Annotated in this window: 13 protein-coding genes; 7 read left to right on the forward strand and 6 right to left on the reverse strand. The window is 63.9% G+C overall.

Going from position 1 to position 15,302, the window contains the following annotated elements:
• The first annotated feature begins 48 nt into the window (after positions 1-48).
• From acs to H681_RS21100, 7 genes are all read left to right on the forward strand, one after another.
• Positions 49-1,986 carry an acetate--CoA ligase gene (gene acs / locus H681_RS21070; RefSeq protein WP_015478916.1) on the forward strand — a complete coding sequence of 646 codons (1,938 nt, stop codon included), beginning with the start codon at positions 49-51 and terminating at the stop codon, positions 1,984-1,986.
• Positions 1,987-2,067: 81 nt separating this feature from the next.
• Complete coding sequence (locus H681_RS21075; RefSeq protein ID WP_015478917.1) at positions 2,068-2,946, forward strand: oxygenase MpaB family protein; 879 nt, start codon at positions 2,068-2,070, stop codon at positions 2,944-2,946.
• A gap of 189 nt (positions 2,947-3,135) precedes the next feature.
• Positions 3,136-3,750 (forward strand): response regulator transcription factor, encoded by a 615-nt coding sequence (locus tag H681_RS21080; RefSeq protein ID WP_015478918.1) that lies wholly within the window; start codon positions 3,136-3,138, stop codon positions 3,748-3,750.
• 99 nt (positions 3,751-3,849) lie between these two features.
• Positions 3,850-6,927, forward strand: coding sequence for a DUF748 domain-containing protein (locus tag H681_RS21085; protein WP_015478919.1), 3,078 nt, complete (start codon positions 3,850-3,852; stop codon positions 6,925-6,927).
• A gap of 11 nt (positions 6,928-6,938) precedes the next feature.
• Entirely contained in the window at positions 6,939-7,223 is a 285-nt protein-coding gene (locus H681_RS21090) for a DUF2845 domain-containing protein (protein WP_015478920.1), read from the forward strand.
• Positions 7,220-7,531: a DUF2845 domain-containing protein gene (locus H681_RS21095; RefSeq protein WP_015478921.1), complete on the forward strand. Its 312-nt coding sequence runs from the start codon at positions 7,220-7,222 to the stop codon at positions 7,529-7,531. The genes H681_RS21090 and H681_RS21095 overlap by 4 nt, the downstream gene beginning before the upstream one ends.
• A gap of 57 nt (positions 7,532-7,588) precedes the next feature.
• The gene (locus tag H681_RS21100) at positions 7,589-9,052 is read left to right on the forward strand and encodes a rhomboid family intramembrane serine protease (protein ID WP_015478922.1); all 1,464 of its coding nucleotides are present in this window, start codon (positions 7,589-7,591) and stop codon (positions 9,050-9,052) included.
• A 76-nt stretch (positions 9,053-9,128) separates the two neighbouring features.
• Here H681_RS21100 and H681_RS21105 read toward each other — a convergent pair whose 3' ends face one another.
• From H681_RS21105 to rbfA, 6 genes are all read right to left on the reverse strand, one after another.
• Complete coding sequence (locus H681_RS21105) at positions 9,129-9,479, reverse strand: BON domain-containing protein (protein ID WP_015478923.1); 351 nt, start codon at positions 9,477-9,479, stop codon at positions 9,129-9,131.
• A 186-nt stretch (positions 9,480-9,665) separates the two neighbouring features.
• On the reverse strand, positions 9,666-11,081 hold the full coding sequence (locus H681_RS21110; RefSeq protein ID WP_015478924.1) for a DUF4013 domain-containing protein: 1,416 nt from the start codon (positions 11,079-11,081) through the stop codon (positions 9,666-9,668).
• 94 nt (positions 11,082-11,175) lie between these two features.
• Positions 11,176-13,281, reverse strand: coding sequence for a polyribonucleotide nucleotidyltransferase (gene pnp, locus H681_RS21115; RefSeq protein ID WP_015478925.1), 2,106 nt, complete (start codon positions 13,279-13,281; stop codon positions 11,176-11,178).
• Positions 13,282-13,450: 169 nt separating this feature from the next.
• Positions 13,451-13,720 (reverse strand): 30S ribosomal protein S15, encoded by a 270-nt coding sequence (gene rpsO / locus H681_RS21120; RefSeq protein WP_015478926.1) that lies wholly within the window; start codon positions 13,718-13,720, stop codon positions 13,451-13,453.
• Between the two features lie 98 nt (positions 13,721-13,818).
• Positions 13,819-14,733 (reverse strand): tRNA pseudouridine(55) synthase TruB, encoded by a 915-nt coding sequence (gene truB, locus H681_RS21125; RefSeq protein WP_015478927.1) that lies wholly within the window; start codon positions 14,731-14,733, stop codon positions 13,819-13,821.
• A gap of 3 nt (positions 14,734-14,736) precedes the next feature.
• Positions 14,737-15,126, reverse strand: coding sequence for a 30S ribosome-binding factor RbfA (gene rbfA / locus H681_RS21130; RefSeq protein ID WP_015478928.1), 390 nt, complete (start codon positions 15,124-15,126; stop codon positions 14,737-14,739).
• Between the last annotated feature and the right edge of the window lie 176 nt (positions 15,127-15,302).

Below are 15,302 nucleotides of genomic sequence, written 5' to 3' on the forward strand. Positions count from 1 at the left end.
TGGATGCACCCTTGTGGGCATCTCGGCTCACAACAACAAGGATTCGACATGTACGAGATCAGCCTTCATCCCGTCCCGGAGGCCGTACGCCAGCGTGCCTACCTCGACAACGACGCCTACCAGCGCCTGTACCGGCAATCGGTGGACCACCCGGACGCCTTCTGGGGCGAACAGGCCAAGGCCTTCCTCGACTGGTTCAAGCCCTGGACCTCGGTCCACCACGGCGACCTGGCCCACGGCCAGGCCAGCTGGTTCAAGGGTGGCCAGCTCAACGTCACCTACAACTGCATCGACCGCCATCTGGAAACCCGTGGCGAACAGGTGGCGATCATCTGGGAAGGTGACAACCCGGCCGAATCCGCGCAGATCACCTACCGCAAGCTGCACAGCCATGTCTGCCGCCTCGCCAACGTGCTCAAGAGCCGTGGCGTGGGGAAAGGCGACCGGGTGTGCATCTACATGCCGATGATCCCCGAGGCCGCCTACGCGATGCTGGCCTGCGCGCGGATCGGCGCGATTCATTCGGTGGTGTTCGGCGGCTTCTCCCCCGATGCCCTGCGCGACCGCATCCTCGACGCCGACTGCCGCGTCGTGATCACCGCCGACGAAGGCGTGCGTGGCGGCAAGTACATCCCGCTCAAGCAGAACGTGGAAAAGGCCCTGAAGGACTGCCCGAACGTCTCCAGCGTGGTGGTGGTCGAGCGCACCCAGGGCGAGATTCCCTGGGTCGAGGGCCGCGACATCTGGTACCACGAGGCCCTGCGCGATGCCAGCGAGGACTGCGCGCCGGAACCGATGGATGCGGAGGATCCGCTGTTCATCCTCTACACCTCCGGCTCCACTGGCAAACCCAAGGGCGTGCTGCACACCACCGGCGGCTACCTGCTGGGCGCGGCGATGACCCACAAGTACGTGTTCGACTACCACGACGGCGACATCTACTGGTGCACCGCGGACGTCGGCTGGGTCACCGGCCACAGCTACATCGTCTATGGCCCGCTGGCCAACGGCGCCACCACCCTGATGTTCGAGGGCGTGCCGAACTACCCGGACGCCTCGCGCTTCTGGCAGGTGATCGACAAGCACCAGGTGAACATCTTCTACACCGCCCCCACCGCCATCCGCGCCCTGATGCGCGAAGGCGAGGATCCGGTCAGCAAGACCTCGCGCAGCAGCCTGCGCCTGCTCGGTTCGGTCGGCGAGCCGATCAACCCGGAAGCCTGGGAGTGGTACTACCACGTGGTCGGCGAAACGCGCTGCCCCATCGTCGACACCTGGTGGCAGACCGAGACCGGCTGCATCCTGATCACCCCGCTGCCCGGCGCCACCGCCCTCAAGCCCGGCTCGGCGACCCGCCCGTTCTTCGGCGTGCAGCCGGTGCTGCTCGATGAGCAGGGCAAGGAAATCGACGGCCCCGGCTCCGGCGTGCTTGCCATCAAGGCCAGTTGGCCGAGCCAGATCCGCAGCGTCTATGGCGACCACCAGCGGATGATCGACACCTACTTCAAGCCCTACCCCGGCTACTATTTCACCGGCGACGGCGCGCGCCGCGACGAGGACGGCTACTACTGGATCACCGGCCGCGTGGACGACGTGATCAACGTCTCCGGCCACCGTATCGGCACCGCCGAAGTGGAAAGCGCACTGGTGCTGCACGATTCGGTGGCGGAGGCCGCGGTAGTCGGCTATCCCCATGACCTCAAGGGCCAGGGCATCTACGCCTTCGTCACATTGATGAATGGCGTCCAGCCCAGCGACGCGCTCAAGCAGGACCTGCTGGCACTGGTGAGCAAGGAGATCGGCAGTTTCGCCAAACCGGAAATGCTGCAATGGGCGCCGGGCCTGCCGAAGACCCGCTCGGGCAAGATCATGCGGCGCATCCTGCGCAAGATCGCCTGCAACGAACTGGAGAACCTCGGTGACACCTCCACGCTGGCCGACCCCAGTGTGGTGCAAGGGCTCATCGACAATCGCCTGAACCGTTGATCGCGCTTCAGGCCACGGGCGCAAAGATGCTAGGTTTACCCCACAGACCTGCCGTCCTTACCCCGAGGCCTGTTCGCCGCAATGGAAACCGTTCGCCGTCATATCGAAAGCCAGGTGCTCAGCCTGACCGGCCTCGCCCTGGGCGGGGTCGACTTCGAGTCGCCCAAGGGTGATCCGGGCCTGTTCGGCCCGGACTCGACCTGCTGGAAAGTCCACGGCGACTTCAGTTCGATGCTGATCGGCGGCATCACCGCCCTGCTCCTGCAGATGCTCCACCCGGCAGCGCTCGGTGGCGTCTGGGACCACTCCAACTTCCGTGCCGACATGCTCGGCCGCCTGCGCCGCACCGGACAGTTCATCTCCGCCACCACCTACGGCTCACGGGTGGATGCAGACAAGCTCATCGAGCGCGTGCGGCGTATCCACGCCAACGTCCACGGCATCCTGCCCGACGGCACCCGTTATTCGGCCAACGACCCGGACCTGCTCACCTGGGTCCACGTCGCGGAGGTCAGCAGCTTCCTCGCCTCCCACCTGCGCTACCTGAATCCAGATCTGTCCGCAGCGGAGCAGGACCGCTACTACGACGAAATCGCGCTGGTGGCCGAGCGCCTGGGTGCACGCAACGTCCCCCGCTCGCGCCAGCAGGTGGCCGACTATCTGCAGAGTGTCCGTCCACAGCTGCACTACGATGAACGTACCCGGGAAGTCGTGCGGGTCCTGTTCAGCGCTCCCGCCCCCAGTTTCCTGGCCAAACCCTTCGGCGCCTTGATGATGCGCGCGGGCATCGACCTGTTGCCGGAATGGGCTGCCGACCAGCTAGGTTTGGGCCTGGGCAGCCTGCAGCGCCAGCTGATCCGCTCCAGTGTGAAACGCAGTGTGCCGCTGCTGCGCTGGGCCGTGCGCAACGGCTCGCTGCACCGGGCCCGCCGGCGCATGGGACTGCCTCCGCTACGCTGAAGTCCGCCTACTCAAGGCAGAGTTCCCCCGGTGCGGCAAGTCTCTGCTCCCGCGCCCCACGTCAAGAAATCGATAGTTGAATCCGAGCAAGATTCTCGTAGCGGTTCTAGGATTTTTCCGTATGCCCCTGAACATCTAGGCTATTTTCAAGCTCAATTCGCTGAAATGACCACACTCAGGGAGTGACCTATGAAGACGCGTGTCGTGCTGATCGAAGATCACCCAGCGATGCGTTTGGCGATCCGCTCACTGCTGGGGCAGGACTCGCAGTTCGAAGTCGTTCGTGAGGCCGCCGACGGTCATGGCGGCCTCGATGCAGTACGCAAGGAACACCCGGACCTGGTGATCCTGGACCTCAACCTGCCAGGCATGGACGGCCTGGACCTGCTGGCTCGTATCCATATCTTCGATGAGAAGATCCGTCTTCTGGTGCTCAGTTCCCAGGATGAGCGGCTGTATTCGAGCAAGGTGGAAGCCGCCGGGGCACACGGCTTCGTCAGCAAGAACAACGACACCAGCGCCATCCTCAACGCGGCACGCATGTTGGTGTCCGGGTACCGCTGCTTCCCGGAGAAATCGCTCAACATCTCCAGCCATACCGACCCTGTCGCCAGCCTCACGCCGCGTGAGCTGGTCGTGTTGCGCAGCCTGGTGCGCGGCATGAGCAACAAGGAGATCGCCGAGGAGCTGTTCCTCAGCCAGAAGACCGTCAGCACCTACAAGGCTCGCATCCTGGAAAAGCTCAACCTGGAAAGCGTCGTGGACCTGGTCGAGTTCTCCCGCACCCATCGACTCAATGACTGATTCACGCGAGAACAACGCCCGACAGGGCATTCGTATGATCGCAAACGCTCAGCCGTGCCATACTCCAACGGCACGTCACGACGGAAAACGACACTCGCCATGCCCAAAGGACTGAAACGCGCAATCGGCGCGCTGTTGCTGCTGTTCCTCTTCTACTGCCTGCTGGGCTTCCTGATCCTTCCCGGGGTCGCCCTGCGCGTGGTCAACCAGCAGTTGGCCCTCTACGCGAACGTTCCGGCTCGCCTGGAGCGCATCGAGCTCAACCCGTTCAGCCTCGAGTTGACCCTGTGGGGACTGCACCTGGGCCAAGACGGCGAAGAGCAGGTTCGCTTCCAGCGCCTGTACGCCAACCTCGAGATCGACAGCCTGTGGAAGCGTCATCTGCATCTCGCCAACGTCGAGCTGGATGCGCCGCACACCGAGTTGCTGTTCGCCGAGAACGGCACCTTGAACCTGACCCAGCTGTTCAAACTGCCGCCGAGCCAGCCTGCGCCGCCGCAGGAAGAGCCCAGCCAGCCCTTCCCGCTGCGGATCGACAACATCCGCCTGGCCGACGGCAGCCTGCACTTCCTGGACCGCCGGCCGAGCGAACCGGTGGAATTTCTGTTCGACCCGATGGGCTTCGAGCTGAACAACCTCAGTACGCTGCCTGAAGACGGCGCCAGGATGACGCTCGTCGCCACTGGCCCGAACGGTGGCAAGCTCGACTGGCAAGGCGACCTGAGCCTGGTGCCGCTGACCTCCAAGGGCAGCCTCTCGCTCCAGGGCGTCCCCCTCAAGGCGTGGTGGCCCTACGTGCGGGACAACGCACCGCTGAACCTGGAAAGCGGTACCCTCGGCGTGTCCTCCGACTACCGCCTGGACCTCTCCCAGGGTACTCAACTGCTGCTCGACAAGGCTGCCGTGAACCTGCGCGAACTCAGCCTGAAGTCGCCAGACGGCAAGCCGCTGGCCAACCTGGCCAGCCTGGACGTCACCGACACCCAGCTGGACCTGGCCAAGCGCGAAGTCATGGTCGGCCAGATTCGCAGCCAGGGCCTGGAAGCCTGGGCGGCGCGGGAAAAGGACGGGCAACTGGACTGGCAGAAACTGTTCGCCAACTTCCGCCCCTACAAGCGCCCGCAGGAGCCTGCGTCCCAGGCCGAAACGCCGCCAGCCGGGAGCGCCGAATCGTCCGCAAGCGAACCGGCGGTTACCGCCACCCCGGAGAAACCGCAAGAAAACACCGCCCAGGCGCCCGGACAGGCCTCCCCGGCAGCCACGCCAAACACCCCGGCTCCGACGGCTACCCCCACCACGCCCACTGAGCCGGCTCCTGCCGGCGAACCGGAAAAAGCCTGGCACGTGGTCCTGCGCGATACCCAATTGCGCGGCTACAAGGCCCACCTGGCCGATCGCGCCCCGGCCAAACCGGTCGCGCTGGAAATCGGCCCGATGGACCTGGACCTGCAGAACCTCGACAGCCAGCTCACCTCGCCCCTGCAGCTCAAGCTCAAGACCGGCCTCGGCCAACGCGGGCAGATCGAGGCCAGCGGCCAGGTCAACCTCAGCCCGGTCAATGCCAAGCTGAAAGTCGTCACCCGCGACATCGACCTGCGCGTCGCCCAGTCCTACATCGATCCGTTCATTCGCCTGGAACTGCGCAGCGGCTTCCTCGCCAGCGACCTGAACGTCGACCTGAAGAGTACCGAACCGCTGGCCTTCGGCATCGACGGCAGCGCCCAGGTCACCCAGTTGCACACCCTGGACACCCTCAAGGACCGCGACTTCGTCAAATGGACCAAGCTCACGCTGGACGGCCTGGCCTACCGCCACGGTGACAGCCTGGCAATCCAGAGCGTTTCGCTCGAAGAGCCCTACGCCCGCTTCATCATCAACGAAGACCGCACCACCAACGTCAGCGAGCTGATCATCCCGCAGCCCGCCTCGCCCTCGGCCGGCAAATCCAGCGGCGAAAGCGCGGGAGGCGGAAAACCGATGGGCATTCGCATCGGCGGCGTGAAAGTGAACAACGGCTCGGCCAATTTCGCCGACCTGACGCTGCGTCCGGACTTCGCCACCGCCATCCAGCAGTTGAGCGGGGAAATCGGCACTCTCGACAACCGCAAGCCGCAGCCGGCCACGGTGGACATCAAGGGCAAGGTCGACAAGTACGCGCCGGTCACCATCAAGGGCAGCCTGAATCCCTTCTCGCCGCTGGAGAAGCTGGACATCGCCACCAGCTTCAAACGCGTCGAGCTGACGACCCTGACGCCCTACTCCGGCAAGTTCGCCGGCTACCGGATCCGCAAGGGCCGGCTGAACCTGGACCTGCATTACCAGATTACCCAGGGCAAACTCAAAGCCGAGAACAAGGTGCTGGTGGAGCACCTGCAACTGGGCGAGAAAGTCGACAGCCCCGACGCCGTGGACCTGCCGGTGAAGCTGGCGGTGGCCCTGCTCAAGGACGCCAACGGCAACATCGATATCCAGCTACCGGTGGAAGGCGACCTGAACAATCCGCAGTTCAGCGTCATGCCCATCGTCTGGCAGACCCTGCGCAACCTGGTGGTACGCGCGGTCCAGGCACCCTTCAAGTTCATCGCCGGCCTGGCTGGCGGCGAAGGCCCCGACCTGAGCAACGTGGTATTCACCCCCGGCTCGAGCGAGCTGAACTCCACCGCACAGGCCAATCTGGACAAGCTGGCCGACGCGCTCAAGCAGCGCCCGGCGTTGAAGCTGGAGGTCGAAGGCGTCAGCGCGGCCAGCAGCGACGGTCCGCTGCTGGCCAAGAAGCGTCTGCAGGAGGAGTTCCGCAAGAACTACTACAGCATGCTGCAACGCCGGGGCGACAAGGTCCCCAGCGACGCCAGCAAGCTGGAAGTACCTGAAGACCTGCAGCCGGCCTTGCTGGAAGGGATCTACCGCACCCGCCTGAAGAAGCAGCCGCCGGACGAGTGGAAAGAGCTGGGCAAGGACGAACGCACCGCAAAACTGGAACAGGCGGTACTGGCCTCCTGGAGCGACAGCCAACTGCTGCTGCGCAAGCTCGGCCAGGAGCGCGCCACGCAGATCAAGGATTATCTGGTGTCCAAGGGCGGCCTCAGCGACGACCGCGTCTATCTGATCGACGTCAGCCTCGGCGAGGCGGAGAATGGTGGCAACGTGGCCACTCAGCTCCACCTGGACAGTGAATGAGAAGTTGCACCATGAAAGCCCTCGTCGCCTGTACGCTGCTGCTCTGCGCGGCCACCGCGCAGGCCGAGAGCATGCGTTGCGGCAGCGCGCTGATCAACGTGGGCGACCGTGCCTGGGAAGTCGAACAGAAGTGCGGCACGCCCGATCACCGCGATGAGGTCGGCTATACCCTGACCGGTTACGATCACCGCGAGTACCGTGTGGAAGAATGGGTCTATGGCCCGCGCAACGGCACGAGCTACATCCTCACCTTCGAAGCCAACCGACTCAAGAGCATCGAGTTCAAGCGCAATTGATCCTACGCCATAGCCTACGCCCGGCGCTGCTGGCACTCCTGCTGCTCACCGGGCAGTCCGAAGCCGCCAGCCTGCGCTGCAACAGCAAGCTGATCAGCACCGGCAACCTCACCAGCGAAGTGCTCGACCGCTGCGGCGAGCCCGCCGACCGCTCGTTCCTCGGTTACAAGGAAGTCGTCGGCGACTGGGGGCAGCGCAACGAAGTTGCGGTGGAAGAATGGATCTACGGCCCCTGGAACGGCATGCTGTATTTCGTGCGTTTCGAAGGCAACCGCCTGACCACCATCCAGAGCAAGCGCGGCAACTGACACCCAGGCCCCAGCAGTGCTAGCCTGCGCCATCCCCGCGCCAAGGACCGGTCGCTCATGGTCATCGTACCCGCCGAACACCCGCTGGACTGGAAGAAGCCTCCGGTCATCACGCTGCTGCTGATCCTGCTCAACGTCCTCATCTTCTTCGGCTACCAGGGTGGCGACAGCACCCGGCGCGAGCAGGCCATCCGGGTCTACCTCGAACAAGACCTGCTGAGCCGCGAGCGGCCACTGTTCAGCGCCACCCTGGAACGCCGCGAGCGTATCGCGGCGGACCAACGCCAGGCGGTGGAGGCCCTGCCCCGCCAACAACTGGCCTGGCTCATCCTCAGCGACCTGGAATTTGGCCACGAACTGCGCAGCCTGCCGGCCTATCGCCAGGACGCGGCCTGGCAAGCCTCACGCGCCCAGGCGGAAGGCGCACGGGACCGCCTGAGCAGTCTGCGCTTCGGCTTCGTGCCGGCGCGCTTCACCGTCGAAGGCTTGTTCGGTTCAATGTTCCTCCACGGCGACTTCTGGCACCTGGCCGGCAACATGGTGTTCCTGTTCATCTTCGGTTTCGCCCTGGAAATCGCCCTGGGCCGCTGGATGTACCTGGGCCTGTACCTGTTCTCCGGGCTGTGTTCGGGCCTGCTCTGGTGGGCGTTGGACCCGGCCTGGATACCCGGTGTCGGCGCCTCCGGCGCGATCTCCGGGCTGATGGGCATGTACATCGGCGTCTACGGCCTGCGGCGTATCCGTTTCTTCTACTGGCTGGGCCCCTTGCTCGGCTATTTCACTGCCCCTGCGCTGTGGATACTGCCGCTGTGGCTGGGCAAGGAGCTCTTCGGCCTGCTGCGCGCGGCGGATCACGTCAACTACTACGCGCACATCGGCGGCCTGGCGTCGGGATTCATCGCCGTCTGGCTGCCCCGTCAACTGGGCGGCCTGAAGGTCGATCACGCCTACCTCGACAAGGAAGATCCCGACGCCCCGTTCAAGCGTGCCCTGAACAGCCTGGACCAGCAGATCGGTCGTTTCGCGCTCGATCAGGCAGCCGCACGCGGAGCCGAACTGCTCGTGCTCTACCCCGGCCGGATATTGCTGATCGAGCGCCTTTACGGGGTCGCCAAGGCGCGCCAGGACCGCGCACTGATGGGCACAGTGCTCAAGCAGCTCTTCGCCCTGCCCTGCGGCCCGGAAGCCGACAGGCTGGTTCGCCGATTGGCCGACGAGAGTGGCGCGGCCGACCAGCACCTGCTCAGCCATCCAGCCATCCAGTTGCACCTGCTGCGCAGACTACTGCTGCTCGACGAACCGGTACGCGCACTCGCCTGCTGGCGCAGGCTGGCTGCGTCCGGGCAGCGCCCCGAACCGCTGCCGTCACTGACCCTGCAGTTGGCCAAGCGCCTGAACCCGCAGCAGGACGCCCGCACCATCGCCGAGATGACACGCTTCCTGCGCCAGCATTTCCCGGACGTCGATCCGACCCGGCAGATCGTCCTCTACCAGCAGCACCTGAGTCCCCGCACACCCTGAACGAAAAAGCCCCGCCAGGGCGAACCCGGCGGGGCCTCGATCAGGGGTTTGGCCAGTATCCCGCTCTGGCGAGCCCCTATTCGCCCGACTTCAGTCCATCGGCGGAAACAGCCTTGACGCCCTTGATGTCCTGGGCGGTCTTGATGGCCAGCTCTCGCTCGGCATCGGTCTTGACGTTACCGGAAAGGGAAACCACGCCCTGGTTGGTTTCGACCTTGATGTTGGTGCCGCTGATGTCCTTGCTGGCGATCAGCATGGATTTCACTTTGCTGGTGATCCAGGTGTCGGAAACCGCCTCTTCGGTCTTCTGGACCGTATCGTTCGCGGCCAGCGTCGTCGGCTGGGCGAACACCGAGTGGGCGAACGAGAAGCTCAAGGCGGTTGCGATGGCGGCGGCAAGGGTCAGTTTGCTGAAGCGTTGTTTCATGGCGGTCTCTCCTGATGAGTGAAGACTGCTGCCTCCTCCTGGCAGCAGTTGCATCAGGAGTCTCGCAAGCCCTGTGCCAGCCCAAGACCGCATGGAAATAGCAGAAAAATCAGCTAGTTACAAAAACAAGCGCTGTGCAGATTGCACAGTCGTTCCCGGGTTGCCATGCAACTTGCATGGCCGTCATCAGACGCTTTTGCCGAGGTTCGCCAACACCGCCTCCAGTTGCACGACCTCATTCATCTGCTCGAATGCCGGGTAGCGCTGGCGAATGAACGCCAGCAACTGCCTGGCCGGTTCGACCTGTCCAAGTTCCTCGGAAAAGCCCCGGGCCGCCAGCAAATAGGCGCGGGGCACTCCCGGATAATCCGGGAAGCGCTTGTGCAGATTGCGCAGCAGGCTCAGCGCTTCCCGCGCCTTGTGCCGCTCCAGCAGCACCTCGGCGACGCGCTCGCAGACCAGCGGATCGTCCGGCAGGTAGTCCTCCTGCAACTGGCGAGCATTGAGGAACGCTGTCGCCGCCAGGGGCGTGTTGAGACGAACCGCCAACGGCAGGTAATGGGGCAGGTGCTTGAGGCATTCGCTGCGAGCATTCACCGAAAACAACAACTGGTGATAACGCTCATTGAGCTTGAGGTCCTGGGCGCCTTCGCGCAGCGCCTCCAGCAGTATCTCCAGCGCGGCGCCGCTCTGCCCTTCCTTGACCCGAACCTCCGCCTCGGCCAGCGCCTTGCGCCGACGCCACTCCGGCGCGGCAAAACCTGCCGGGGTTTCGTCACCGGCCATCACGTAGCCCAGCTCGCCCTGATACTGGAACACCGCATACCCCATCATGGCGCACATCACCACGCCGAAATAACCGCTGAGCAAGGCCACCACCGGCACCATCACCACCCGTGGCAAACCCTGCGACAGGAACCAGCCGACATAGCTGGGCGACTGCCAGAGAATGAACAGGAACACGCACAGGATCAGGTAGCGCCAGCCCATAGCACTGATGACCTGGCCGATCTCCGCCGGGCTCAGCGCGGAGCCCAGGCTCTTGTCCAGGGACAGGCGAATGATGCTCGCCGGCAAGGCCAGCATGAGCGCGACATTCACGCCCCAGTAGATCGCCTCGCTGTGGAAGTCCGCCGCCAGCCAGAGCAATAGCAGCACGATGACGAACACCGCCAGTTGCTGGAAGAACGCTCGCAGGCTGTCCAGGCGGAACGCCTCGGCCAGGCTCGGCGCGTCCTGGCTGCCGAAACTGGCGGCCTCGATCACGCTGTGCAGGTACTTGGTCGCCACGGCGAACAGCAACAGCCAGAGCAGCAGAACGCTGGGCATGAAGACGCACGCCAACGCCAGCAACGCGGAAAACGCCAGAGGACCACTCTGCAGGCCATAGGCGAAGAAGCGGGGCAGACGCTCCCAGAATGGCTGGGCGGTATTGGCGGCGCCAAGGAACCGCAGGCCCCCCCGGCAGAGCGGACAGACCGGCGCATACTCCGGCGCATCGGCGTTCAGCGGCACGCAGCAGTCCCCGTAATGACGCTCGCACGGCTGGCAGTGCCAGGTCGCGGGCTGGGCGCTGTGGTAGTGGCAGTAACGCTTGTCCATCTCGAGGCATCCTTGGAGCGAGATCGGCGAATGGCGCATTCTCCAGGCAAAAAAAGAGGGCCCGCAAGGGGCCCTCTTTCATTTTGCCGTTCGCTTACACGCCGGAGGCTTCAGCAGCGGCTACGTCCTTGATGGACAGCTTGATGCGGCCACGGTTGTCCACGTCGAGGACCAGGACTTTGACTTCCTGGCCTTCCTGCAGAACGTCGGTGACCTTGTCGATGCGCTTGTCGCTGATCTGCGAGATGTGCACCAGACCGTCCTTGCCCGGCAGGATGTTGACGAAGGCGCCGAAGTCGACGATGCGCTCGACCTTGCCGACGTAGATCTTGCCGATCTCGGCTTCCGCGGTGATACCCAGGACGCGCTGCTTGGCGGCCTCGGCAGCTTCCTTGGTTTCGCCGTAGATCTTCACGCTGCCATCGTCCTCGATGTCGATCGAGGCCTTGGTCTCTTCGCAGATGCTGCGAATGGTGGCGCCGCCCTTGCCGATGACGTCGCGGATCTTGTCGGTGTCGATCTTCATCTGGATCATGGTCGGAGCGTTTTCCGACAGCTCGGCGCGCGGAGCGGCGATGATCTGGTTCATCTGGCCGAGGATGTTCAGGCGAGCTTCCAGGGCCTGGCCCAGGGCGATCTCCATGATCTCTTCGGTGATGCCGTTGATCTTGATGTCCATCTGCAGGGCGGTAACACCCTTGTCGGTACCGGCAACCTTGAAGTCCATGTCGCCCAGGTGGTCTTCATCACCCAGGATGTCGGTCAGGATGGCGAACTTGTCACCTTCCTTCACCAGACCCATGGCGATACCGGCAACCGGCGCCTTGACCGGAACACCGGCATCCATCAGCGCCAGGGAAGCACCACAGACCGACGCCATGGAACTGGAGCCATTGGATTCGGTGATCTCGGAAACCACACGGATGGTGTAGGGGAACTCGTCCTGGGTCGGCAGCATGGCAGCGACGCTGCGACGGGCCAGACGGCCGTGGCCGATTTCACGACGGCCAGCGCTGCCCATGCGGCCACACTCGCCCACCGAGAACGGCGGGAAGTTGTAGTGCAGCATGAAGGGGTCTTTGCGCTCGCCTTCGAGGGTGTCGAGCAGTTGGGCGTCACGGGCGGTGCCGAGGGTGGCAACGACCAGGGCCTGGGTTTCGCCACGGGTGAACAGCGCCGAACCGTGGGTCTTGCCCAGTACGCCGACTTCGATACGCAGCGGACGAACGGTGCGGGTGTCGCGGCCGTCGATACGCGGTTTGCCGTTGACGATGTTCTCGCGAACGGTGCGGTATTCCAGCAGGCCGAAGACGTCTTTGACTTCACCCGCGGAGAACTGGCCTTCGCCTTCGCCGGCGAACTTGGCGACGATCTGCTCGCGCAGGGCGTCCAGGGCCGCGTAACGGTCCTGCTTGACGGTAACGGTGTAGGCCTCGGAGATGGCAGCACCGAACTCGGCCTTGATGGTGTTGACCAGGGCGGTGTTCTCGACCGGCGCGGTCCAGTTCCAACTCGGCTTACCGGCTTCGGTTGCCAGTTCGGCAACGGCGCGGATGACCGCCTGGAATTCTTCGTGGGCGAACAGAACGGCGCCCAGCATCTGGTCTTCGGTCAGCTCGTCGGCTTCGGATTCAACCATCAACACGGCATCGGAAGTACCGGCCACGACCATGTCGAGGCTGGAGCTCTGCTGCTGCTCGTAGGTCGGGTTGAGGATGTAGCCAATTTCCGGGTGGAAGCCAACGCGGGCAGCGCCGATCGGGCCGGCGAACGGAATGCCGGAGATCGCCAGGGCGGCGGAGGTGCCGATCATGGCAGCGATGTCCGGATCGGACTTCTTGTTGGTGGAAACGACGGTGCAGACAACCTGCACTTCGTTCATGAAGCCTTCCGGGAACAGCGGGCGGATCGGACGGTCGATCAGGCGCGAGGTCAGGGTTTCCTTCTCGGAAGGACGGCCTTCACGCTTGAAGAAACCACCGGGGATGCGGCCGGCTGCGTAGGTCTTCTCCTGGTAGTGCACGGAGAGCGGGAAGAAGCTCTTGCTCGGGTCGGCCTGCTTGGCGCCGACGACGGTGCAGAGCACGGTGACGTCGTCCATGGTGACCAGGACGGCACCGGTGGCCTGGCGGGCGATGCGGCCAGTCTCGAGGGTTACGGTCGACTGACCGAACTGGAATTTCTTGGTTACCGGGTTCACGGTTTTTCTACCTTCTCTTTAGTTGCCTTGGGGGAAATCGTGGAAATGCCGGGAGTCGGACCCGAATTCATTCCCTGTAAAAGCGAGAAAGCCGGGAGCCAGAGCCGATGAGCGGTATACACCGCCCATCGACCCCGGACTCCCAGCTTCCCACTTCAGGCTTGCCGTCTTAGCGACGCAGGCCCAGGCGACCGATCAGGGCGCTGTAACGAGAGGTGTCCTTGCTCTTCAGGTAGTCCAGCAGCTTACGACGCTGGTTAACCATACGGATCAGGCCACGACGGGAGTGGTGGTCCTTGCCGTTGGCCTTGAAGTGCTCCTGCAGCTTGTTGATGTTGGCGGACAGCAGTGCAACCTGCACTTCCGGGGAACCGGTGTCGCCTTCAGCTTGCTTGTACTCGTTAACGATCTGGGCTTTTTCTTGGACGCTCAGTGCCATGATGGGGCTTCCTCTGAGGTAACAGGCCAGGGACATCTCCCTGTGTTCATATAAGAGGAGTGACCGTGCCTGCTGACAGCCACCCTCGGGTTTCGGCCTTACGACCGAATCAGTCGACGCGGCGCCAGGCGCCCGTCTTCGGTCACTTCACCGATACCGATGAAACGACCTTCGTGATCCTGCACCCGCAGCATGCCGAACTTCGGCATCTCGGGAGCGCGCACCGGCTGCCCGTGCAGCCAGTAGTAGGCGCTGTGCTCGGAAAGCTGCAGCAGCGGCCAGTGCTCCAGGCCGGCGTCCACCGGCAGCAGGAAGCGGTCGAGGGCTTCGTTGCCACCCTCGGCATGGACTTTCTCGAGTTCCTCCAGCGTCACCGACTGGTTCAGCTGGAACGGCCCGGCCTGGGTCCGGCGCAGGGCGGCGACGTGAGCGCCACACCCAAGCTCGCGGCCGATGTCTTCGACCAGGGTGCGAACGTAGGTGCCCTTGCTGCAGGAAACGGCCAGAGTCGCACAAGGCGACTCGAAGGCGAGCAAATCCAAGCGCGCAATAGTAACAGAACGCGCCTCGCGCTCCACTACCTCTCCTGCACGCGCCAGCTTGTACAGCGGCTGGCCATCCTTCTTCAGTGCCGAATACATCGGCGGCACCTGCTCTATGTCGCCGCGGAAGCGCGGCAGCACGGCTTCGATGGCTTCCCGACCGACGGTTATTTCACGCTGCTCGACCACCTCACCCTCGGCATCGCCGGTGGTGGTGGTGACGCCCAGCTGGGCAACAGTCTCATAGGCCTTGTCGGCATCCAGCAGATACTGGGAGAACTTGGTCGCCTCGCCGAAGCACAGCGGCAGCACGCCGGTGGCCAGTGGATCGAGGCTCCCGGTATGACCGGCCTTCTCGGCGTTGAGCAGCCAGCGCACCTTCTGCAGGGCCTGGTTGGAGCTCATGCCGCGCGGCTTGTCGAGCACCAACACGCCGTTGACCGCACGGCGGATTCGTTTCACCTGGGCCACGCCTTACTCCTCGGAGTCGCCGCCGTGGCGGCGATCTTCCGCCACCGCCCGCTCGATCAACGCCGACAGCTCCGCGCCGCGACGAATGCTGGCGTCATAGCTGAAGTGCAACTGCGGAACGGTACGCAGCTTCATCGCCTTGCCCAACTGCATGCGCAGGAAACCTGCGGCATCATTGAGGATGCTGGTGTTCTGCTTCACCACTTCGGCGTTGTCATCCTGGCCCATCACGGTGACGTACACCTTGGCATGGGACAGATCGCGCGCGACGTCGACGCCAGTGATGGTTACCAGGCCCAGGCGCGGATCCTTGATCTCGCGCTGGATCAGCAGCGCCAGTTCGCGCTGCATCTGATCGCCGATACGCTGGGTACGGCTATATTCTTTGGCCATTTTCCTAACCTGCTTACCCGAGCCACGAGGCTCCGGCATCAATTACGGGTTTGAATTCGACCGGATGACTAAGCGGGAAGCCGAAGACAGTGCTCCAGCACGGCAAGGCTTCCCAACGACGTCATACGGTTGAAGGCAAATCCGTATAAGCGGCAAACGCCCGGGGCAGCTGTCTA

It is taken from the genome of Pseudomonas sp. ATCC 13867, assembly GCF_000349845.1.
In the GTDB taxonomy this organism is placed as follows: domain Bacteria; phylum Pseudomonadota; class Gammaproteobacteria; order Pseudomonadales; family Pseudomonadaceae; genus Pseudomonas.

Coding starts and splice junctions, on each gene's coding strand:
- acs (WP_015478916.1), top strand. CDS start 49: ATGTACGAGATCAGCCTTCATCCCGTCCCGGAGGCCGTACGCCAGCGT.
- H681_RS21100 (WP_015478922.1), top strand. CDS start 7,589: ATGGTCATCGTACCCGCCGAACACCCGCTGGACTGGAAGAAGCCTCCG.
- H681_RS21080 (WP_015478918.1), top strand. CDS start 3,136: ATGAAGACGCGTGTCGTGCTGATCGAAGATCACCCAGCGATGCGTTTG.
- H681_RS21105 (WP_015478923.1), bottom strand. CDS start 9,479: ATGAAACAACGCTTCAGCAAACTGACCCTTGCCGCCGCCATCGCAACC.
- H681_RS21085 (WP_015478919.1), top strand. CDS start 3,850: ATGCCCAAAGGACTGAAACGCGCAATCGGCGCGCTGTTGCTGCTGTTC.
- H681_RS21110 (WP_015478924.1), bottom strand. CDS start 11,081: ATGGACAAGCGTTACTGCCACTACCACAGCGCCCAGCCCGCGACCTGG.
- rbfA (WP_015478928.1), bottom strand. CDS start 15,126: ATGGCCAAAGAATATAGCCGTACCCAGCGTATCGGCGATCAGATGCAG.
- H681_RS21075 (WP_015478917.1), top strand. CDS start 2,068: ATGGAAACCGTTCGCCGTCATATCGAAAGCCAGGTGCTCAGCCTGACC.
- rpsO (WP_015478926.1), bottom strand. CDS start 13,720: ATGGCACTGAGCGTCCAAGAAAAAGCCCAGATCGTTAACGAGTACAAG.
- H681_RS21090 (WP_015478920.1), top strand. CDS start 6,939: ATGAAAGCCCTCGTCGCCTGTACGCTGCTGCTCTGCGCGGCCACCGCG.